The sequence below is a fragment of the Nonomuraea sp. NPDC026600 genome, from assembly GCF_040638335.1.
Lineage (GTDB): Bacteria > Actinomycetota > Actinomycetes > Streptosporangiales > Streptosporangiaceae > Nonomuraea.
This window is the reverse complement of the sequence record NZ_JBEZYD010000054.1, coordinates 23563-43713: the sequence shown is the minus strand read 5'-3', so window position 1 is coordinate 43713 and position 20151 is coordinate 23563. Positions and strand designations below refer to the sequence as shown.

The window sequence follows — 20151 nt, the reverse complement described above, 5'->3', positions numbered from 1 at the left end:
GGTAGCCGATGGTGATTCGCCTTGGATTTACCCCGTGATGTGACGGCTTGCATCGGGCTGCGCCTCAGGAGCAACCTGGAGGGTACGGGGACGTTCCAGGCTCGGTGAGCCACGGGGGGTGACGTCGGATGGGTCCAGCAGGGACCGTTCGAGACCTGCCCAGCGCACTTCATGACCGCGGGCGGCTGGCGACGCGGCTGGCAGGTCGTCGCCCTGCGGTGTTCCTCGACTACGACGGGGTGCTGACGCCCATCGTCGACCGGCCTGAAGACGCCATGATCTCGGACGGCATGCGCGAGACCGTGCGGCATCTCGCCGCCAGGTGCCCGGTGTGCGTCGTCAGCGGCCGGGACCGGACGGTCGTGCAGCGGTTGATGGGCATCGACGACCTGATCGTGGCGGGCAGCCATGGGTTCGACATCTGGAGCCCAGGCGAGGGTGTGATCGCACACGATCCGGCGCCTGGATCGGCGGGGCTGATCGCCGCGGTTGCCGAACGGCTGTGGGCCGAGACAGGGTCGCTCGATGGTGTGATCGTGGAGCCGAAGCGAGCGTCGGTCGCTGTGCACTACCGGCTCGCGGCCGCGGAGGACCGTGACCGGGTCGCCGCCGTGGTGCGGTCACTGCAGGCCCGACAGCCCGACGAAATCAAGATCATGCCGGGCAAAATGGTGTATGAGATCCAGCCGAAGGTCGACTGGGACAAGGGCAGGGCCGTGCTCTACCTGATGGAGGTGTTCAATCTCGGCGCGGAGATGTTCGTTCCGCTGTACCTGGGCGATGACGTCACCGACGAGGACGCCTTCCGCGTGCTGCGTGGTCGCGGAATCGGCATCATCGTCGGCCATCCTGATGACACTGAGGTTGCGGGCCGGCCGACGGAGGCGGAGTTCGCGCTGGCCTCGCCGGAGGAGGTGGAGCGCTTCCTGACCACTTTGGGGTATTGACCGCGCTATGACCGTGCTGGACGCGCTCGGGGGGCGCCATGCAAGGTTTCGATCTCACCTACGACGGCTTCGAGCCGGCGTCCGAGACGCTGCGGGAGGCGCTGACGTCGACGGGCAACGGCTACTTCTGCACGCGCGGCACCGCCGAGTGGGAGGACATGGGCTCGGTCCACTATCCGGGCACCTACGCTCACGGCGGCTATAACCGGGAGACCACGATCTTCGACGGCTACCCGGTGCTGAACGAGGACCTGGTCAACCTGCCCAACTGGCTGGTGCTGAAGCTCAGGATCGAGGGCGAGGCCGCCATCAGATTCGGCAGCGTGGAGTTGCTCGACTACCAGCACACCTACGACATCCGGTTCGCGCTGGTCCGGCGCGATCTGCGTTTCCGTGACCACGCGGGCCGCGTGACGACTCTGACCAGCCGCCGGTTCGTGAGCATGGCCTACAGTCACCAGGCAGGGATCGAGTGGACGCTGGTCCCGGAGAACTGGTCAGGGCGCGTCGAGGTCGTGACCGCGCTCGACGGCCGGATGACCAACCATATGGTCGCCCGCTACCGCGAGCTGGAGGGGCGCCACCTCGACCCCGTGTCGCCGCGCACGTTCGGGCCCGAGATCATCGCGCTCAAGGTACAGACGCGTCAGTCGAACATCTACGTCGCCGAAGCCGCGCGAACGCAGGTGTTCCTGGGCGAGCGGCTTCACCTTAACGGCCCCGTTGGCGTGGAGCGGAGCCTGCACCAGATGCAGGACTACATCCAGCAGGTCCTCGCCTTCGACGTGGAGCAGGGCAAGCCGGCCCGCGTGGAGAAGATGGTCGCGCTGTTCACCTCCCGCGACAACGCGATCACCGAGCCGCTGACCGCCGCCGGCCGGCACGTGCTGCGATACCCGCGCTTCGACGACGCATTGGACGAACATCAGTCGGCGTGGACCGAACTGTGGGACAGCTGCGACATCCAGTTGCCCCGCGAGCCCCGCGCCCAGCTGCTGCTGCGCCTGCACATCGCCCACGTGCTGCAGGTGTGCTCCCGCCACACCGCCCGGCACGACGCCGGCGTGCCGGCCCGCGGCCTCAACGGGGAGGCCTACCGCGGGCATGTTTTCTGGGACGAGTTGTACGTCTACCCGTACCTCAACCTGCGTCTGCCGGAGATCACGCGGGCGCTGCTGCTGTATCGCTACCGGCGGCTGGCCGAGGCGCGGGCCGCCGCTTGCGAGGCGGGCTACCGGGGAGCCATGTTCCCCTGGCAGAGCGGCAGCGACGGTACCGAGGAGACCCAGCAGGTTCATCTCAACCCGCTGTCCGGCCAATGGGACCCCGACCTCAGCCACAACCAGCGCCACGTCAGCGCGGCGATCTTCTACAACGTATGGCGGTACTACCAGGCAACCGACGATCTGGAGTTTCTGCGCGACTACGGCGCCGAGCTGATGCTGGAGATCACGCGTTTTTGGGCGTCGATCGCTCACTACAACCCCGGCAGGCAGCGGTATGAGATCCACGGGGTGATGGGCCCCGACGAGTTCCACGAGCGCTACCCCGGCGCCGAGCAGGCGGGGCTGCGCAACAACGCCTACACCAACGCGATGGCGGCCTGGATCTCCGCGACCATGCCGCAGGTGCTCGACCTGCTCCCTGCCAGCCGGTCCGCCATGCTGCGCAGATACCTGCACGTGACCGATGAGGAGCTACGCGTCTGGGAGGACATGAGCCGCCGGATGTACCTCCCCTTCCACGATGGCGTCATCAGCCAGTTCGAGGGCTATGCCGATTTGGAGGAGCTTGACTGGGACCATTACCGGGCCGCCTATCCCAACATCCAGCGCATGGACCGCATCCTCAAGGCCGAGGGCAAGGACCCCAATTGCTTCAAGGTGGCCAAGCAGGCCGACGCGGTGATGCTGTTCTTCCTGTTCGATCACGACGAGCTGCGGGCGGTCTTCGAGCGGCTCGGATACGGCTACGACCGGGATCTGGCGCGGCGCACCATCGAGTACTACGACCGCCGCACCTCCCACGGCTCGACGCTCAGCTTCGTCACCTTCGCCGGCGTGCTGGCCGGCCTTGACCCGGCGAGCTCCTGGGACCGGTTCCTGGTGGCGCTGGAAAGCGACGTCAGCGACGTGCAGGGCGGCACCACCAAGGAAGGCATCCACATGGGCGTCATGTCCGGCACGTTGGACCTGCTGCAGCGCAGTTTCATGGGCAGCAGCATCGGCGACGACGGTGTGCTGCGCCTGCAGCCGCGCCTGCTCGACCGGCTCGACGGCGTGGCGCTGTGCATGCGCTTTCGTGGCACCTCGCTGCGGGTGAGTGTCAAGGGCGGGGAGCTCATCGTGTTCGCCCAGGCCGAAGGGTTCCGCTGGCCCTTGCGCGTCGGTGTCGGCCCTGACATCCACGAACTGAGCCCAGGCGGCACGTGCGTGTTCAAGCTGCCCGCCGAGGCGTCCTCCCCGCCTCCACGTGACGCGGGCGACAGGAGGTGAGCCCGCCATGGCGACCGGCGGATTCGACGGAGCGATCTTCGACGTGGACGGCGTCCTCGTCGACTCACCGCACGAGCGCGCCTGGAAGGACGCGCTGCGCGAGCTCATGGAGGGGGACTGGGCCGACATTCGCAAGCGCACCACCTGGTCGGAGGATGCCTTCACCCCGCAGGTCTACCAGCGCGTCATCTCCGGCAAACCGCGCACGGCCGGGGCGCTCGCAGCCCTCGAACACTTTCACATCCCCGACCCCCAAGCCCGGACGCAGACCTACGCCGCCCGCAAGCAGGCGTTCATCGTCCGGCTCATCGAGGCCAGGCAGTTCTCGGCCTATCCCGACGCGCTGCGGTTCGTCATGGCCGTCCGCGACCTTGGCATCCCGGCGGCAGCGGCCTCGTCGTCGAAGAACGCCGACCGCTTCCTCAAGCACATCCACCTCGACACCTTCGCCCACCAGGAAGGCCTGATCTACGACTTCGTCCACCCCGGGCTGACCCTGCTCGACTTCTTCGACGCCGACCTGTCCGGGCGCGACCTGGCGCGGGGCAAACCGGACCCGGAGATCTTCCTGACCGCGGCGGCCGAGCTCAAAGCCGCACCCGAGCACTGCTTCGTCGTCGAGGACGCGGTCAGCGGGATCCGGGCCGCCAAAGCCGGCAACATGGCCGCGCTGGGCGTCGCCCGTGCCGATGACCAGCAGTTGCTGACCGCCGCGCACGCCGACCTCGTGGTCACCACCCTGGACGAGGTCGACGTGCGCGGCCTCGCCTCCCACCAGCTGAGGACGACACGGTAGAAACAGGTCATGTACGACCGGCAACCCGCCACAGGTGCCGGCCACCGCAGGCACGTCGATGCGGAACGACTGGACCGCATCGACCGCAGAGCCGTGCTGAGCGAACTCGCAGCCGCTACTGCGCACACCGGCGTGGCTACGTCCTGGTCCGACCAAGTATCCGACTCCGATCGGTCGGCTGCTCCCACACTTCTACCTCAGCTTGGCGGCTCTTTGCGCGCGAAATCAGAAAGAAGTGCGTTCGTTTGATTGGCTCGGTTTATCAGCGACGGAAGGCGGTTTTCGATTTTTGCCTTAATCTGCTTGCGAGTGTCCCACGAGCGGTCGACGTGCGCGATGAGCTGTCCGATTCCCATGTTCGCCAGTGGCGGTGAATCTATCTTCAAGTCCTCGAGGAGGCCGACCACCTTCGATGCGTACGGAAGTGCCGAGAAGGCGGTGCCCTGCAACGCCGCAAAGATCAGGAAGTGAAGCCGCATGCCGACCGCGAATTCAAACCGTCTCATCAGATCGAGAACCTGGCCCGGCGAGTACCTGCGCCTCAGAATCTCGGCGCTCTCCGCGTTCTGCATGTGGGCGACCACAGCATGGCTGTGCTGGACGTCGGTCTTCTCCATCGGGACGAACACGACTTCGGCGTCGTAGCGTTCGACGACATAGTCGGCCGCGTTGGCGAGCAGCGCATAGTAATCTTCGGGATCGATGTCCGGTGCGGCCGGACCTGGCTCCCGCACGGAGAAGCCGACCAGGTTGCGCTCCTGTTGGACGCCTTCGGCTACGAGGGCGTCGATCGGCATCTCTTCCGACTCCAGCAGGAAGGCGGGGTCGGCGGTAAGGTGGATCTCGTTCTGGACGCCGACGTCCTCCAGCAGCCGGTAGCCCAATCGATCGCGCACGGTGATGACGGCGCAATGGTTAAGCGCATCCCGGACGGCCTGCATGGCGGATGGAGTCCTGAGCGGCCCAGCGCTGACCGCATAGATGAAGACCGGGACGCCGAGTTCATGGGCGAGAAAGACTTCACGGAGATATGCCTCGGCGCCCCCGTCGTAAAGAATGCCGCCACCGCCGAGGATCAGGAGATCCAACTCCTTGACCACTTGTCTGGCCTCCTTCCTCGGCAGCAGACGGGCGGAAATCGCATGCTCGACGCGATGCCGGGCAAGAGTGTCCGACGGATTGTGAGAGAAGACGGTAATTTCGGCGACGAGGCTCGCGCGCAGTTGAGCGAGAATGGCCTGCAGGATCGCCTCGTCCCCCAGGTTCATTCCGCCATAGGATCCAGAGATCCCGATTCGCAAGGGCTGATTGTCGATGTTCATCGTGGCTGCTCACAAAGGGATAATCGAGGGCCAGGTCAGCGGAATGCCTTGTTGGCGTAGCAGGGTTTGATATTCGTCGGGCAGGCCCTCCCTCTCGCGAACCTGTCGTGGAGTGGTCTTCCGCTCGAGGCAGAAAGCCAGCAAAACTCCCGCAGACTCTCCCACATTCCATTCAACGGGGTGTACGCGAAACGCTCCGTTGGTGATGTGGGTGGTGCCCAGATTCTTCCCGCCGGGCAACAGGTTTTCCACCCGCACGGGGATCATCGCCCCGAGTGGGATCTGGAACGGCCAGCAACCCATATCGCGATAGAGAGTCCCGCTCGCGCTCGGGTGGAGGTCGATCCGGTAGGAGCCGATGCCGACGGAGTCGGTGAAGAGTTCAGGCCCATCGGGTCGCAGCGGATGAGCCATGTGCTGCTCCAGCACGGTGAACTCGGCCTTCAGCCGCCTGCTCTCCCGTATGTATGGCGCTGGTGCCAGTCCGTCGGCGGTTCCTCCGACGACGTCCCCGCGAAGTTTCAGCCCGGGATAGCCCACATCACCGTCCGGGCGGGGAGCCTCTGTTTGCAGCCAGTAGAGAAGACTGAGGCTGAGTTGCCGCGCAGCTTCAATGTTGCGCGCTTGCTCCGCCTCGTCAACGCCGACGACGGGGCCGAACCAATAATCGTTTTGCGGCCAGTTCACCACGGTGATATCGCTGCGCGCGAAATCACCCACGAAATTGTTCCGATCCATGATGCGGCGGAATCGCCACCATGGATGATCGTCATCGGCTTCGAACAATGATCGCGTCAACGGCTCATTGGTCTCCGGCTGCATGGTCGTCCAGCTGAGCAACCGGCCAGGCCACCCGGGCGGGTGGAAGGCACGCCAGAGTTCGTACTGCAGTGGCTTGTCGATCGTATGGTCCTCACCAGGGAGGTGCTCCATGGCGAAGCAGACGGTAATCGCCTGCTGGTCTCGCGGATCCGCCTGCTCTGCCGCGTGTGGCTCACCGGTCTCGGCACGCGACTCCGCTCCGATTATGTGCTCGGCCCCGGCCAGCTCGAGCAGGTCGCCGTAGGGCGTTGCGTCGATGAAGAACGGCGCCTCGATCAGGACGTCCCGTCCCGACTCGATACTCCGCACCACCACACCGACTATTCGGTCTCCGTGGCTCCACGCCGCGACCGGCCGGTGAGGGTGTAGCACGAATAGCCGCCCAGCCAACTGGTGCGGTATGACCATCTGGTGAAGTACCGCGACAGCGATGCGTGGATCATGGCAGAGCTTGCTCACCCAACCATTACCCGGGTTGAACGCCCTATCGGCGCGGACTTCGGGCTTGAGCGGCAGAAAAGCTCGATAGTAGTCACGAATGCCGGTTCGCAATGCTCGATAGCTGGCAGTGGCGCCGAAATCCTCGATCCACGGATGTTCATCAGGTGGAACAGCCTGATTCGTCAACTGCCCCCCGATCCAGCTGGTCTCCTCAGTGAGTATTGCGCGGTGTCCAAGGCGTGTAACTGCCAATGCCGCAGCACAGGCACCAAGGCCACCTCCGATGATGGCCACCTCTGTGCGTAGAACCTCCACCACCTCAACGGTACTTCGTCATCTGTCGGCCATGTCAAGAAGCGTAAGCTGTATCGGTGATGACCGGGTAAAATTTCCCAGATGTGCGTAATCTATAGCTCCGTGAACAGGTCCCTCCAGTGGGCTGCCTTTCGTTCAGCCTGTAAATTGACCCTTCTTAGGAAATCACTGAGTTTGGTTTTACGTGCGCCGCGAACGCGGGGAAAAGGGAGCGTCACCGATGCCGATTGCGCTGGGACTGGCGGTAAGGCACTGGAGCATGGGGCGGATGTGGTGGTGGCGATAGCTTCATGTTTACTTGGCGTCGTGCGAGGCGGGCGGCTGGGGTGATTGGCTGCTCTTTCGCTCGCGGAGCCAGGGAATCAGCCCACCGGCCAGCAGCATCGCGATCTGCCGGTCGGACAGCCGGTGCCGGGTGGAGAACAGCTGGTCTCGGCTGGTGTTGCGCACCGTGATCTCGGTGCCGCCGGAGCCGATCGCATGCCTCAGCCCGTCCAGCGCGAGAACGTCGCCCTGCTCGACGCGCCGGTAGTCGTCGGGGTCGGCGAACTCCAGCGCGAGCACGCCGAAGTTGGCCAGGTTCTGCCAGTGGATGCGCGCGAAGGACACCGCCAGCACCATGCGCAGGCCGAGATAGCGGGGGGCGATGACGGCGTGTTCGCGCGAGGAGCCCTGTCCGTAGTTGGCGCCGCCGACCACGATGTGCCCGCTGCCGCGACAGGCGTGTGCCCGGCCGACGTAGTCCTCATCGATCTGCGCGAAGGTGAACTCGGCCAGCTTGGGGATGTTGCTGCGGTAGGGCAACACCCGGGCCCCGGCGGGCAGGATCTCATCGGTGGACACATCATCGCCGACCTTGAGCGCGACCGGCGCCTCGATGCGGTCGGGCAGCGGCGGGAAGCCGGGCAGCGAGGAGATGTTCGCGCCCTTGACCAGTTCGGCCTGATCGGCGTGCGCCAAGGGCGGCGGTTCGAGCATGGCGGTGTTCACGCTGGACTCGGCGGGCAACTCCAGGTGCGGATAGTCGATGCCGAGCAGGTGCGGCAAGTCGCGAGGGTCGGTGATCTGGCCGGTGAGAGCGGCCGCGGCGGCGGTCTCGGGGGAGCAGAGAAAGACCGAGTCCTCACGGGTTCCGGACCGGCCAGGAAAGTTGCGCGGGACGGTGCGCAGGCTGTTGCGCCCGTTGGCCGGCGCCTGGCCCATGCCGATGCAGCCCATGCAGCCGGACTGGTGCAGGCGCGCACCGGCCGAGATCAGCGTGAATGTGGCACCCATCTTCGTGAGGTCCTGCAAAATCTGCCGCGAGCTTGGGTTGATGTCCAACGACACCCTCGGATGCGCCTGCCGCCCGGAAACGATGGCGGCGACGACGGCGAAATCGCGTAGTCCTGGGTTGGCTGAGGAGCCGACCACCACCTGGTCCACCTGCCGACCGGCTACCTCGCGCACCGTGACCACGTTTCCCGGTGAGCTGGGCAGCGCGATCAGCGGCTCCAGACTCGACAGGTTGATCTCGTCGGTGACGTCGTAGGTGGCGTCCGCGTCGGCGAGCAGTTCGACGAAGTCGTGCTCGCGCCGCTCTGCCCGCAGGAATTCCCGGACCTGATCGTCTGCCGGGAACACCGTGGTGGTCGCGCCGAGTTCGGCCCCCATGTTCGCGATCACATGCCGGTCCATGGCCGTCAGATGCGCCAGCCCAGGGCCGTGGTATTCGATGATCCGGTTCACGCCGCCTTTGACGCCGTGCCGCCGCAGCATTTCGAGGATGACGTCCTTGGCGCTCACCCAGGCCGGCAGGTCGCCGGTCAGCCGTACTCCCCAGATCTCGGGCATCCGCAGGTACACCGGTTCACCGGCGATCGCCATCGCCACCTCGATGCCGCCCAGACCGATCGCCAGCATCCCCAGCGAACCCGCCGCCGGCGTGTGGCTGTCGGAGCCGACCAGCGTCTTGCCGGGGATGCCGAAGCGCTGCATGTGGGTCGGGTGGGAGACACCGTTGCCCGGCTTGGAGTACCACAGCCCGAATCGGTGGCACGCCGAGCGCAGAAAGGTGTGGTCTTCGGCGTTCTTGCTGTCGGCCTGCAACAGGTTGTGGTCGACGTACTGCACCGACACCTCGGTGTGGGCCCGGTTCAGGTCGAGCGCTTCCAGTTCGAGCATCACCAGGGTGCCGGTCGCATCCTGGGTGAGGGTCTGGTCGATCCGCAGCGCGATCTCCTGCCCGGCGGTCATGTCGCCGGACAGGAGGTGGGTGACGATCAGTTTCTGCGCGACGTTGTGCCCCATACTGCGCCTCCCGGCTTACCTCAAGAGTTTGTCGCCACCCGGGGCGTCACACCCACCACGATGGCTTTCAGCCTGCCGTCGGCCGTCGGCCGGACAAGCCCGATCGCGGAGGTCCAGAGCCTGCGCCTGCGCGTAGCGGCCTCTTCGATCACGAGTTGCCTTGCCAATTGCCGTGGTCAGCGCTGGAGCAGTTCGGCGAGCACGGCTGCCTCGCTGATCTCGGGCTGTTTGGTCGCGGTGAGGAGCGTCAGCATGCCGTCTTGGGCGAGCTTGCGCAGGTGCGTCACCGCGTCCGCCCGTTCGGGGGCTTGGAGTTCGCCGCGGTAGCGGCGGCCGAACTCGGCGAAGAGTTCGGGGTCGTGGTGATACCAGGTGCGCAGCTCTGTCGACGGTGCGACCTGTTTGCACCATTCGTCGAGGCCGGCCTTGGCCTTGGTCAGCCCTCGCGGCCAGATCCGGTCGACCAGCACCCTGGTGCCGTCACCTGCCGCCGGTTCTTCATAGACCCGACGCACCCGAATCCTGCCCTTGCCCTTGTCCTTGCCTTCCATGGCTGGCCTCCTCACGATCGCACGAGTCCACGATCTGCTCGCGAGTGTCTACGGTTCGACGCCTTGACCCGCCGTTGGTTCAGGGCGAAGCGCCGACCAGCGAGCCCAGCGGTGTCCCGGGATCGCCCAGCGCGCTGGTGTCCACCCGCCTGCCCGCGCGCACGAGATCCTGGATGGCGTCGTTGACGTCCCAGATGTTGACGTTCATACCGGCCAGCACCCGCCCGTCGCGCAGCCAGAACGCGACGAACTGGCGCGTCTTGACGTCACCGCGGAAGATCACCTCGTCATATCCGTCAGGTTCGACGTAGCCGGAATACTCCATTCCGAGGTCGTATTGGTCGGTGAAGAAGTACGGCAGCCGCTCGTAGCGGACGTCCTGGCCGAGCATCGCCTTGGCCGCGACCTGCGGTTGGTGCAGCGCGTTGGCCCAGTGCTCGACGCGGATGTGCTTGCCCAGCAGAGGGTGGAAGGCGTTGGCCACGTCGCCGGCGGCGTAGATGTCCAGGTCGGAGGTGCGTAGTCGCGCGGTGACCCGGACGCCGTTGTCCACCTCCAGCCCCGCGGAGAGCGCGAGCCCGCTGTTGGGGATGATGCCGATTCCGACGATGACCGCGTCGGCGTCGATCTGGCTGCCGTCGGCCAGCCGTACGCCGACGGCCTGGCCGCCACGCCCGACGATCTCGGCGACCCGCACGCCGCAGCGCAGATCGACCCCGTGCTCGCGGTGCAGCCCGGCGAAGACCTCGGCGACCTCTCGGCCGAGCACCCGCAACAGCGGCAACTCCGCGCTCTCCAGGACGGTCACCTCGGCTCCGGCGGCGCGGGCGGCGGCCGCGGTCTCCAGCCCGATCCAGCCGGCGCCAATGATCGCGACCCGGGACGCGGTTGGGAAGACCGCCTTGAGCCGGTCGCTGTCTTCGACCCGGCGCAGGTAGAGCACACCATCCAGGTCGGCGCCCGGAATCGGTAGCCGCCGCGGGGAGGAGCCGGTGGCCAGCAGCAGCTTGGCGTAGCCGATCCGGCTGCCGTCGGACAGGCTCACCTCGTGCCCGGCGGGGTCGATGCCGGTGACCGCCGTACCGAGGAGCAGATCGACGTCGTGCTCGCCGTACCACGGTTGCGGGTGGACGTAGATCTCCTCCCGCTCGGTTCTGCCCAGCAGGTAGCCCTTCGACAACGGCGGCCGCTCGTAGGGGCGTTCGCTCTCCTCACCGACGAGCACGATCCGTCCCTGGAAGCCCTCCTCGCGCAGGGCCTGGGCGGCCTTGGCCCCCGCCAGACCTGCTCCGGCGATCAGGTACGTCATGTCAACGGCCATGTCCAGCACCTCTGTCGGTTGCTCGTAGGGTGGTCGCCAGTTGCTCGCGCAGCCGGTCCCAGCTCGCCTCGAACGCGGCCACGCCATCGTCTTCGAGCCTCTGCACGACGTCGTCGTAGTCGATGCCCAGCCGTTGCAGCCGCTCGAGTACCTGCTGGGCGTGCTGGTAGTGCTCGTGTACCGAGTCGGGCGGCACCTGGCCGTGGTCGGCGACCGCGCGCAAGGTGGCCTCGGGCATGGTGTTGACCACACCGGGCGCGACCAGATCGACCACGTAGCGCGTGTCGGGGTAGGCGGGGTCCTTGGTCGAGGTCGACGCCCACAGCGGACGCTGCGGGCGGGCGCCCGCAGCCTCCAACGCCGTCCAGCGTGGCGAGGCGAGAACCTGCTCGTAGCGTTGATAGGCGAGCCGGGCGTTGGCCAGGGCGGCCTGGCCGCGCAGTCCGGCGGCCTCGGAGGTCCCGATCTTGTCCAATCGCGCGTCGACCTCGGTGTCGAGCCGGGAGACGAAGAATGAGGCCACCGAGGCGAGCGCTGACACATCCCGTCCGGCCTGCAGGGCGCGCTCCATCCCGTCGAGGAAGGCGTTCATCACCGCTTCGTAACGGGACAAGGAGAAGATCAGCGTGACGTTGACGCTGATTCCGTCGGCCAGGCACGCGGCGATCGCCGACAGCCCTTGACGGGCGGCCGGGATCTTGATGAACAGGTTGGGCCGGTCCACCAGCCACCACAGTGCCCGTGCCTCGGCGATCGTCGCCTCGCTGTCATAGGCGAGCCGCGGGTCCACCTCGATCGACACCCGGCCGTCCACCCCGTCGGTGGCGTCGTAGACCGGCCGCAGAACGTCGCAGGCCGCGCGGACGTCGACCGTGGTCAGCGCCCGCAGCGCCTCGGCGGCCTCGACGCCACGCGCCGCCAGGTCGCTCATCTGCGCGTGGTAGGCATCACCGCCGGATATGGCCTTGGCGAAGATGGTGGGATTGGTGGTGACCCCCACCACGTGGTCCCGCGCGACCAGGTCAGCCAGACTGCCTGAAACCAGCCGTTCCCGGCTCAGGTCGTCCAGCCAGATCGACACCCCCCGGGCAGTAAGTTCGGCAAGTGGATCGGCCATGGCATGGCTCCCTTTCCTATTCGTGCGGTGATGTACATCCGAGGACGTACATCCGCTTTCGTTGAGGACTTCACCAGGGCCGCCATCCCTCTCTTGAAACCGACGCTACGCCGGTGGACGTCAAGTCGAGTTCAGGTGGCTTCCATGACGGTGGAGGCCTTCGTCCACCTCCCGGGAAGCACTGAGGCCTACCGGTCAGCCAGCACCCCGCTGGACGTGACAGGGTCAAGGTGTTGGCTGTCCTGCAGAGGTCGGTCGACCGGTATGGATGACTCCTCCGCTCGCGCGGCGATGGAGGGCGGGGCGGACGTGCCAGTGGTGGCTGTCGCCGGGGCGGCCTCGGGCGGCGTCGCGCGTTCCAGGAAGCGGAGCAACTCCACGGGGAAGGGCAGGACAAGGGTGGAGTTCTTCTCGGCGGCGACTTCGATGACGGTCTGAAGCAGCCGCAACTGCAGCGCCGCGGGGTGCTCGGTCATCGTCTCGGCGGCCTGGGCCAGCTTCTCCGAGGCTTGGAGTTCGCCCTCGGCGGTGATGACGCGTGAGCGCCGTTCCCGTTCGGCTTCGGCCTGGCGTGACATCGACCGCTTCATCGTCTCGGGAAGGGCCACGTCCTTGATCTCGACACGGTCGATGTGCACGCCCCAGCCCACGGCCGGGCTGTCGATCATCAGCTCGAGACCCTGATTGAGATGCTCCCGGTTGGACAGGAGATCGTCCAGCTCACTCTTTCCGATGATCGACCGCAGCGAGGCCAGTGCGACCTGCTGGATGGCGGACTCGTAGTCCTGGACGTCGACGATCACCCGCACCGGATCGACAACCCGGAAGTAGATGACGGCGTCTACCCGGACGGTCACGTTGTCGCGGGTGATGCCGTCCTGGGCGGGCACCGGCATGGTGATGATCTGCATGTTGACCTTGTGCAGCCGGTCGGCGATCGGCGCGATCAGCGTCAGCCCGGGACCGCGGATGTCGGCGCGGACCTGCCCGAACCGCAAGACGACGCCTCGTTCGAACTGTTTGATGACCCGGACACTCGCGCCGAGCACGATCGCGCCCAGCGTAAGGAGCGCGATCAGCGCAGAGATGACGATGATGTCGATCATTGCATCCTCCGATGCTCTGCCCTAAGCCGGCCTTCAACGACGACTCGGGGCCTTCTCTATCTCCTGCCGGGCGCCGTCGGCGTCACGGCCGTCCACGACCGTTCTCCTGGCGGTGAGCGCGTGCGTACCAGACCCACATGGTCAACGCGGCGAACAGCAAGGCGATGAACGGCGACCCGGCCAGCAGCAGAATCACCCCGAACCCCGAACTGAAGACGAGCATGACCGTGTACGCCCGCCTGGACAGGTCAGGCGCCGACGCCCGGTGCAGGCATCGCGCGTCGGTGTCGAAGGCCTGGGCGAACTCCGGATCCTCGACCAGCAACCTGCGCTGGATCTCACGCAGTGCTTCACGTTCGTAGTCGTCGAGCACGACACACCTCCAGGGCGCTGTCGCCAGGTGCGATCTCATCCTCCATCCACCTGGACATTTTATATCGTAGCACGATATAAATTAAAGTCCATCGACCCCGTCACCGAGGGCGGCTCGCACGTGTGGGCAAGGTGCGCTTATATCGCATCGCGATATTATTTTGAGAGATCCGAGAGAGGGGCGGCACGGTCGTGGAGGACGAAGCAGTACAAACGGAGCCCCTGACCAAGCAGGACTTCGAGGCGCTGGCCCGGTTCCGTTTCGGGCTCCGCACCTATCTGCGTTTCAGCGAGGAGGCGGTGCGCTCTGCCGGCCTGACCCCGCAGCAATACCAGCTACTGCTGGCTCTGAAAGGGTTCCCCGGCCGGGACTGGGCGAGCGTACGGGAACTCGCCGACCGGCTGCTGTTGCGCCACCACAGCGTGGTCGAACTCATCAGCCGAGCGCAGAAACAGGACCTTGTGCACCGGGGCGCGCATCCCAGCGACGGCCGGGCGGTGCGGGTGATGCTGACCCCCCAAGGCGAGCGCGTCCTGGCGCGCTTGGTCGCTCTACACCGCGACGAACTGCGGCGCATGGACACCGCGATCCTCCCCCCGGTATGGGACAGCGCCCCGCAACCGGACGCGCCGTCCCCGCATGACGCCACCCGGAACGGTGCCGTTCCACCACACCACCGCGGTGATCTTGGCGGAGAGCTGATCTAGCGCGCACCCAAGCATCGTCGCCGGCACGAGCCACGCCTTCGACGGTACGGAAAGGAACGGCATGGACAGGAAGGACGCACCAGGTCTCAGGGGAAGACGAGCGGTAAGAGCCGCGATCGCCACGCAAGGAGTGGTGGACCACGCCCGCGTGGGGAAGGACCCAGGTGGACTGGCTCCGCCGGGCCGCAAAGAGCAGGTCATTCATCCAGACGAACGCATCTGTGGCCAGCGCACGCGAACCGGTCCAGGGAGTTACGGCATCGGCCTCGCCCAGATCCGGTCAGAGGAAGGGACCATGGATACTCAGACCACGTTGACCGCGGAACACGCTTACCTCCTGGCCCAGATCACCGACCGAGCCCGTATCGTCCTGCAGATCGCCTCGCAAGACCGCTGGCCCAGCCGGGAGCTGACGGCGCTGGCCCGCTATCTGCGCGCGGAGCTCATCAGGCAGCTCACCGACGAAGAGCGGCTGCTCTTCCCCGCCCACGAAGCCACCCTCGAACTGTCCCGGCTGGCCCGCGACCACGCACGGCCGCGCGCCTGCGTGGACACCATCGCCGCCTCGGCCCGCGAGCGCGGCACCCGCTCACCCGCCCAGATCGCCACCACCGTCCGCGACCTGCTCACCCAGCTTCACAACCACCTCGCCACCGAGCAGGCGACCCTGACCGCGCCTGGCAGGCCGACGATCTCCACCGCCGCCCTCGGCGCCTGCCCGCACCGCTGGTATCCGCTCACCGAAGGCCCCACGATCGACCTGGACGCGCTGCCCGCCGAGCGGCTGCTCGATGCTATCGGCGACCGGCTGCACAGGCTGCCCCGCGGTGAACACCTCGACCTGTGTTCCCGCACCGACCCCGGCAAGTTCTGCGACGCCCTGGCGAGCGGCGAAGACGACTACGGTTTCACCTATCTGGCCTGTGGGCTGGACCAGTGGCGGGTACGCGTCACCCGCCGACTCGAAGGGTGATCCGCATGGCCGTCACCGAGCACGTCACCTCTGCCGCCCGGACTCGCACCCCGAAGGGGCGGCTCCTGGTGTCATGGCTATCGTCGACGGACCACAAGGTCATCGGCTATCTGTACCTGATCACCTCGTTCGGCTTCTTCCTGATCGGCGGGGTCATGGCCATGGTGATCCGGGCCGAGCTGACCCAGCCGGGACTGCAGTTCGTCGGCGCCCAGCAGTACAACCAGCTCTTCACCATGCACGGCACCATCATGCTGCTGCTGTTCGCCACCCCGCTGTTCGCCGGATTCACCAACGTCATCATGCCGCTGCAGATCGGCGCACCCGATGTGGCCTTCCCCCGCCTCAACGCGGTCAGCTACTGGCTGTTCCTGTTCGGCGGACTGATCGCGATCAGCGGGTTCGTTACTCCGGGCGGCGCGGCAGCCTTCGGCTGGTTCGCCTACGCCCCCCTGTCCAGCGCGATCAGCTCGCCGGGAATCGGCGGCGACCTGTGGATCATGGGCTTGAGCCTGGCCGGTCTCGGCACGATCCTGGGATCCGTCAACTTCATCACCACGATCGTGGGCATGCGGGCGCCGGGCATGACCATGTTCCGGATGCCGATCTTCACCTGGAACGTGCTGCTGACCTCGATGATGGTGCTGATGGCCTTCCCCGTGCTCGCCGCCGCACTGCTGGCCCTGGAAGCCGACCGGAAACTGGGCACGCACATCTACGACGCGAGCAACGGCGGCGCGATGCTCTGGCAGCACCTGTTCTGGTTCTTCGGCCACCCCGAGGTCTACATCATCGCGCTGCCGTTCTTCGGCATCATCACCGAGGTCCTCCCGGTCTTCAGCCGCAAGCCCGTGTTCGGCTACATCGGACTGGTGTCGGCCACGATCGCGATCGCCGGGCTATCGATGACCGTGTGGGCGCACCACATGTTCGGCACGGGCCAGGTGCTGCTGCCGTTCTTCTCGTTCATGAGCTTCCTCATCGCGGTGCCCACCGGGGTGAAATTCTTCAACTGGACCGGCACCATGTGGCGGGGACATCTCAGCTTCGAGACCCCGATGCTGTTCGCGCTCGGCTTCCTGATCACCTTCCTGTTCGGCGGACTGACCGGCGTGATCCTGGCCTCGCCACCGCTGGACTTCCACGTCACCGACAGCTACTTCGTTGTCGCACACTTCCATTACGTCGTGTTCGGAACCGTGGTGTTCGCGATGTTCGCCGGCTTCTACTTCTGGTGGCCGAAGATGACGGGCAGGCTACTCAACGAGACCTGGGGAAAGATTCACTTCTGGACGCTGTTCGTCGGCTTCCACACCACCTTCCTGATCCAGCACTGGCTCGGCGCGCTCGGCATGCCCCGGCGTTACGCCGACTACAGCCCCGCCGACGGCTTCACCACGCTCAACGCCGTATCATCCGCGGGCGCGTTCCTGCTCGGGGCGTCCACGCTGCCCTTCCTCTACAACGTCTGGCGCACAGCACGCGGCGCGCGCCGCGCACTGCCGGACGACCCCTGGGGATTCGGCAACTCGCTGGAGTGGGCCACCTCGTGCCCGCCGCCGCGGCACAACTTCACCGCCCTCCCACGCATCCGATCCGAACGCCCCGCCTTCGACCTCCACTACCCACACGAGTCCGCAAGCTGATCTCTGAACGGTCCCGCGGACGTGCCCCCCGCGTATGACCTGATGGATGTGCTGGTCAACAGGTGTGCGCACCAGTCGGGCGTCCACGACAAGCCCGGCCTGGCTCAACAACTCGGCGACACAGTGGCAGGACAACCGGCGCAAGCCGAGCGCCATAAGGGTGGCCGAACGGCTGCGCCAGGTGCAGAGGCACATCGCCCACTTGGCCGTGAACGGCCGTCCGCCCGGGCCGCCACCCGATGGAACTCGTGGATCCGGGACCTGGCGGGACCGACGGGTTCGACGCGCTCATCCCGCCCGCAAGCCGACCCGCGTATCCCGACCAAGATGCACGAGCTCGGGCAGGAGCGGACCGCAGCGCAGATCGTCCGGAGCCTGCGTCAGATCTCGAACTGTTTCGGTCGGCGCACGCTGCCTCTGCGTCATCGGGCTCCTCAGAGCAGATTGGCGCCATCCCGGTCGGCGACTCCGCCGGCTCACCGGTTGATCAGGTGCTGCAGCAGGCCAGCGGTGAAGGCGCCGACCGAGGCTGCGAGGGCGTCGGCTCCCAGGCCTAGGGCCAGCACGGCACCGAACACCCCGAGATGACGAAGAACAACCTGGTCAAGTCGGCACGGCCCGACCAGCGGCATCGGCCTGCTGGACTGGCCCCACCATTTCGGGCCCGCCTCAGGCTCGGAGCTGAAGATCCGTAGCGCCATGGCCCGGTATGTGCTGACGGCGTTCGCGTACAGCACCCTGCTGGCCGAGCACGGGCTCAACGAACTTCCCGCGCCCAAACAACCGTCCGTGCCCGTGAGGGTCATGCGTCAGCTCGCTGATCCGCTATCGATCATGTTACTGGCCGCCGGGCTGGTCACGCTGCTGGTGCTCGGCGAGGTGCCCGAGAGTGCCCGCCATCCTGCCGGTGAACGTGGTCATCGGGGTTAGCCAGGAGATGAAGGCGGAGCAGGCGGTCCGCTCCCTGCGCACGCTCACAGCTCCGATGGCCACGGCCGCCCTGCAGAGTTTGGTCACACTGGTGCCACCGCTTGGGACCCTGCTCACCCTGGTTCCCAGTCCGCCGCCAGGCTGGATGATGGCGTTCGGGGCCGCCCTGCTCACCCCGGTGCTGTGCGATCTGCTCAGCCGGTTCACCACGGATCGGACTCCGTACCGGAGTGGACGTGGTGCAATCGCGTCCTGAGCCCGTCATCTCGCTGGTGAGATGGGAACTGGATGTGTGGATGCGATGGCTGGGCAGGCCGAGAGTGGTCGGGTCTTCAGCGGGGGGTGATGGCGGGGTCTGCGGCCGTGTTGGTGTGGCTGGAGGCGGGCAGGACGCCGGTTTGCTGGAGCCGGTCGCGGGCTGCGGCGATGGCCTGGGGGGTGGTGGCGAAGACGTGGCCGGCTTGGTCGAGGCGGGCGATGACGCCGAGGGCGTGCAGCGGCTGGTGGTGGCCGTCGCGGATGCCGGAGATGTAGACGGTGACGCCACGCCGCTGTAGCCGTTGGATGGCGTCGCCGAGGACCAGAGCGCCGCTGGCGTCGAGGGTGGTGACGCGGGACATACGCAAGATCACCACGGAGACGGCGGCGACTTCGGACAGCTCCAGCAGGAAGCGATGGGCCGCGGCGAAGAACAGCGGCCCGTCCAGGCGGTAGGCGACGATGTGCTCGGCGAGCAGGGCGTGCTCCTGTTCGGTGTGGTCGCCGGGCAGGTCGGGGTGAATCGGCATCGCGTCCAGGCGGACGTCGCGGGCGATGGCGCGCAATGCCAGCGCGCCGGCCACGATCAAGCCGAGGATGACGGCCTGGACCAAGTCGAGGGCGAGGGTGGCGAGCGCGGTCAGGGCCAGCACGACGGCGTCGCCGCGGGTGGAGCGGATCATGGCCTTGACCGAGCCGACTTCCACCATCCGCACCGAGGTGGCCAGCAGCACGCCGGCCAGCGCGGCCAGCGGGATCCGGGCGACCAGGCCGGCCGCGCTGAACACGATCACCGCCAGGATGCCCGCGTGCGCCAGGGCGGCCAGCCGCGATTGGGCGCCCGAGCGGACGTTGACCGCGGTCCGGGCGATCGCCCCGGTGGCCGGGACACCGCCGAACAGCGGGGTCAGGAGGTTGGCCAGACCCTGCCCGAACAGCTCCCGGTCGGGATCGTGCTTGTGGTTGACGCTCATGCCGTCGGCGACCGCGGCTGAAAGCAGCGACTCCAGCGCGGCCAAGGCGGCGACCGCGACCGCCGGGGCCAGCAGTGAGCTCAGCGCGGCCGGATCCAGGAAGGCCAGGGAGGGGGCGGGCAGCCCGGCGGGCAACTGCCCGATCCGGGCCACCGGCAGATCAGCCAGCTCGGTGGCGAGGGTGGCGGCGGCGACGGCCAGCAGGGAGAACGGCAGCGCGGGCCGCCAGCGTGCGCCCACCAGCATCAGCGCGGCCACCGTCAGAGCGATGCCCAGGGCCCACCAGCGCGGCTGGGCGAGGAAGTCCTGGACAGCGTGCCAGGCTACGGCGGTGACCTTGTCCCCCGCGGGAGTCGCCACCCCCAGGGCGGCAGGGATCTGCTGCAGGCCGATCACGCAGGCGATGCCGATGGTGAAGCCCTCCACCACCGGGGCCGGAACCAGGGCCATGTACTTGCCGGCGCGGCCCAGCGCCAGCGCGATCAGCAGCAGCCCGGCCAGCACCCCGACCATCAGCACGCCGGAGGCGCCATGAGCGTGCATGATCGGCACGAGTACCACCGTCATCGCCCCGGTCGGGCCGGACACCTGCAGGCCCGAGCCGCCGAACAACGCCGCCAGCGTCCCGGCGACCACCGCGGTGGCCAGCCCGGCTTCGGCGCCCATACCGGAGGAGATGCCGAACCCCAGCGCCAGCGGCAGCGCCACGATCGCCACGGTGAGCCCGGCCAGCAGGTCACGGCGCGGGCGGCGGCCCATCGCAGCCAG

At 67.0% G+C, this 20151-nt stretch carries 18 protein-coding genes; 8 read left to right on the top strand and 10 right to left on the bottom strand.

Annotation, left to right across the window (positions count from 1 at the left end):
- Positions 1-128 precede the first annotated feature (128 nt).
- The 3 genes from otsB to AB0F17_RS60110 are packed head-to-tail and all read left to right on the top strand — an operon-like array spanning position 129 to position 4238.
- Positions 129-947: a trehalose-phosphatase gene (gene otsB, locus AB0F17_RS60120; protein ID WP_358044504.1), complete on the top strand. Its 819-nt coding sequence runs from the start codon at positions 129-131 to the stop codon at positions 945-947.
- Between the two features lie 38 nt (positions 948-985).
- Positions 986-3442, top strand: a complete 2457-nt coding sequence (locus AB0F17_RS60115; protein ID WP_358044501.1) for a glycosyl hydrolase family 65 protein — start codon at positions 986-988, stop codon at positions 3440-3442.
- A gap of 7 nt (positions 3443-3449) precedes the next feature.
- The gene (locus tag AB0F17_RS60110) at positions 3450-4238 is read left to right on the top strand and encodes an HAD family phosphatase (protein WP_358044498.1); all 789 of its coding nucleotides are present in this window, start codon (positions 3450-3452) and stop codon (positions 4236-4238) included.
- A gap of 197 nt (positions 4239-4435) precedes the next feature.
- Here the strand turns inward: AB0F17_RS60110 and AB0F17_RS60105 are convergent, their stop codons facing one another.
- The 8 genes from AB0F17_RS60105 to AB0F17_RS60070 all read right to left on the bottom strand — a co-directional run bounded on the left by AB0F17_RS60105 (position 4436) and on the right by AB0F17_RS60070 (position 13895).
- The gene (locus tag AB0F17_RS60105; protein WP_358044495.1) at positions 4436-5560 is read right to left on the bottom strand and encodes a polysaccharide pyruvyl transferase family protein; all 1125 of its coding nucleotides are present in this window, start codon (positions 5558-5560) and stop codon (positions 4436-4438) included.
- A 9-nt stretch (positions 5561-5569) separates the two neighbouring features.
- Positions 5570-7138 carry an FAD-dependent oxidoreductase gene (locus AB0F17_RS60100; protein ID WP_358044492.1) on the bottom strand — a complete coding sequence of 523 codons (1569 nt, stop codon included), beginning with the start codon at positions 7136-7138 and terminating at the stop codon, positions 5570-5572.
- Between the two features lie 294 nt (positions 7139-7432).
- Positions 7433-9427, bottom strand: coding sequence for an aconitate hydratase (locus AB0F17_RS60095; RefSeq protein ID WP_358044489.1), 1995 nt, complete (start codon positions 9425-9427; stop codon positions 7433-7435).
- Positions 9428-9603: 176 nt separating this feature from the next.
- Positions 9604-9978 (bottom strand): DUF488 family protein, encoded by a 375-nt coding sequence (locus tag AB0F17_RS60090; RefSeq protein ID WP_358044486.1) that lies wholly within the window; start codon positions 9976-9978, stop codon positions 9604-9606.
- A 79-nt stretch (positions 9979-10057) separates the two neighbouring features.
- Entirely contained in the window at positions 10058-11299 is a 1242-nt protein-coding gene (locus tag AB0F17_RS60085; RefSeq protein WP_358044483.1) for an FAD-dependent oxidoreductase, read from the bottom strand.
- Entirely contained in the window at positions 11289-12416 is a 1128-nt protein-coding gene (gene tal, locus AB0F17_RS60080; RefSeq protein WP_358044480.1) for a transaldolase, read from the bottom strand. The genes AB0F17_RS60085 and tal overlap by 11 nt, the downstream gene beginning before the upstream one ends.
- 188 nt (positions 12417-12604) lie before the next feature.
- Positions 12605-13522: a slipin family protein gene (locus AB0F17_RS60075; RefSeq protein WP_358044477.1), complete on the bottom strand. Its 918-nt coding sequence runs from the start codon at positions 13520-13522 to the stop codon at positions 12605-12607.
- Positions 13523-13604: 82 nt separating this feature from the next.
- Positions 13605-13895, bottom strand: coding sequence for a DUF3040 domain-containing protein (locus AB0F17_RS60070; RefSeq protein WP_358044474.1), 291 nt, complete (start codon positions 13893-13895; stop codon positions 13605-13607).
- 191 nt (positions 13896-14086) lie between these two features.
- Here AB0F17_RS60070 and AB0F17_RS60065 point away from each other — a divergent pair, with 191 nt between their 5' ends.
- From AB0F17_RS60065 to ctaD, 3 genes are all read left to right on the top strand, one after another.
- On the top strand, positions 14087-14602 hold the full coding sequence (locus tag AB0F17_RS60065) for a MarR family winged helix-turn-helix transcriptional regulator (protein ID WP_358044471.1): 516 nt from the start codon (positions 14087-14089) through the stop codon (positions 14600-14602).
- A 295-nt stretch (positions 14603-14897) separates the two neighbouring features.
- Positions 14898-15575 (top strand): hemerythrin domain-containing protein, encoded by a 678-nt coding sequence (locus AB0F17_RS60060; protein WP_358044468.1) that lies wholly within the window; start codon positions 14898-14900, stop codon positions 15573-15575.
- A gap of 5 nt (positions 15576-15580) precedes the next feature.
- Positions 15581-17221, top strand: coding sequence for a cytochrome c oxidase subunit I (gene ctaD, locus AB0F17_RS60055; RefSeq protein WP_358044465.1), 1641 nt, complete (start codon positions 15581-15583; stop codon positions 17219-17221).
- Positions 17222-17697: 476 nt separating this feature from the next.
- On the opposite strand, the gene AB0F17_RS60050 is transcribed toward ctaD, so the two are convergent.
- Entirely contained in the window at positions 17698-17922 is a 225-nt protein-coding gene (locus AB0F17_RS60050) for a hypothetical protein (RefSeq protein ID WP_358044463.1), read from the bottom strand.
- On the opposite strand from AB0F17_RS60050, the gene AB0F17_RS60045 reads away from it, so the two are divergent.
- A complete protein-coding gene (locus AB0F17_RS60045) occupies positions 17921-18151 on the top strand; it encodes a cation-transporting P-type ATPase (protein ID WP_358044460.1) in 231 nt (76 codons plus the stop codon). The two genes, AB0F17_RS60050 and AB0F17_RS60045, sit on opposite strands and share 2 nt — an antisense overlap.
- Positions 18111-18407, top strand: a complete 297-nt coding sequence (locus AB0F17_RS60040; RefSeq protein ID WP_358044457.1) for a hypothetical protein — start codon at positions 18111-18113, stop codon at positions 18405-18407. Before AB0F17_RS60045 ends, AB0F17_RS60040 begins: the two co-directional genes overlap by 41 nt.
- A 76-nt stretch (positions 18408-18483) precedes the next feature.
- Here the strand turns inward: AB0F17_RS60040 and AB0F17_RS60035 are convergent, their stop codons facing one another.
- Positions 18484-20142 carry a SulP family inorganic anion transporter gene (locus AB0F17_RS60035; RefSeq protein ID WP_358044576.1) on the bottom strand — a complete coding sequence of 553 codons (1659 nt, stop codon included), beginning with the start codon at positions 20140-20142 and terminating at the stop codon, positions 18484-18486.
- Positions 20143-20151: the final 9 nt, after the last annotated feature.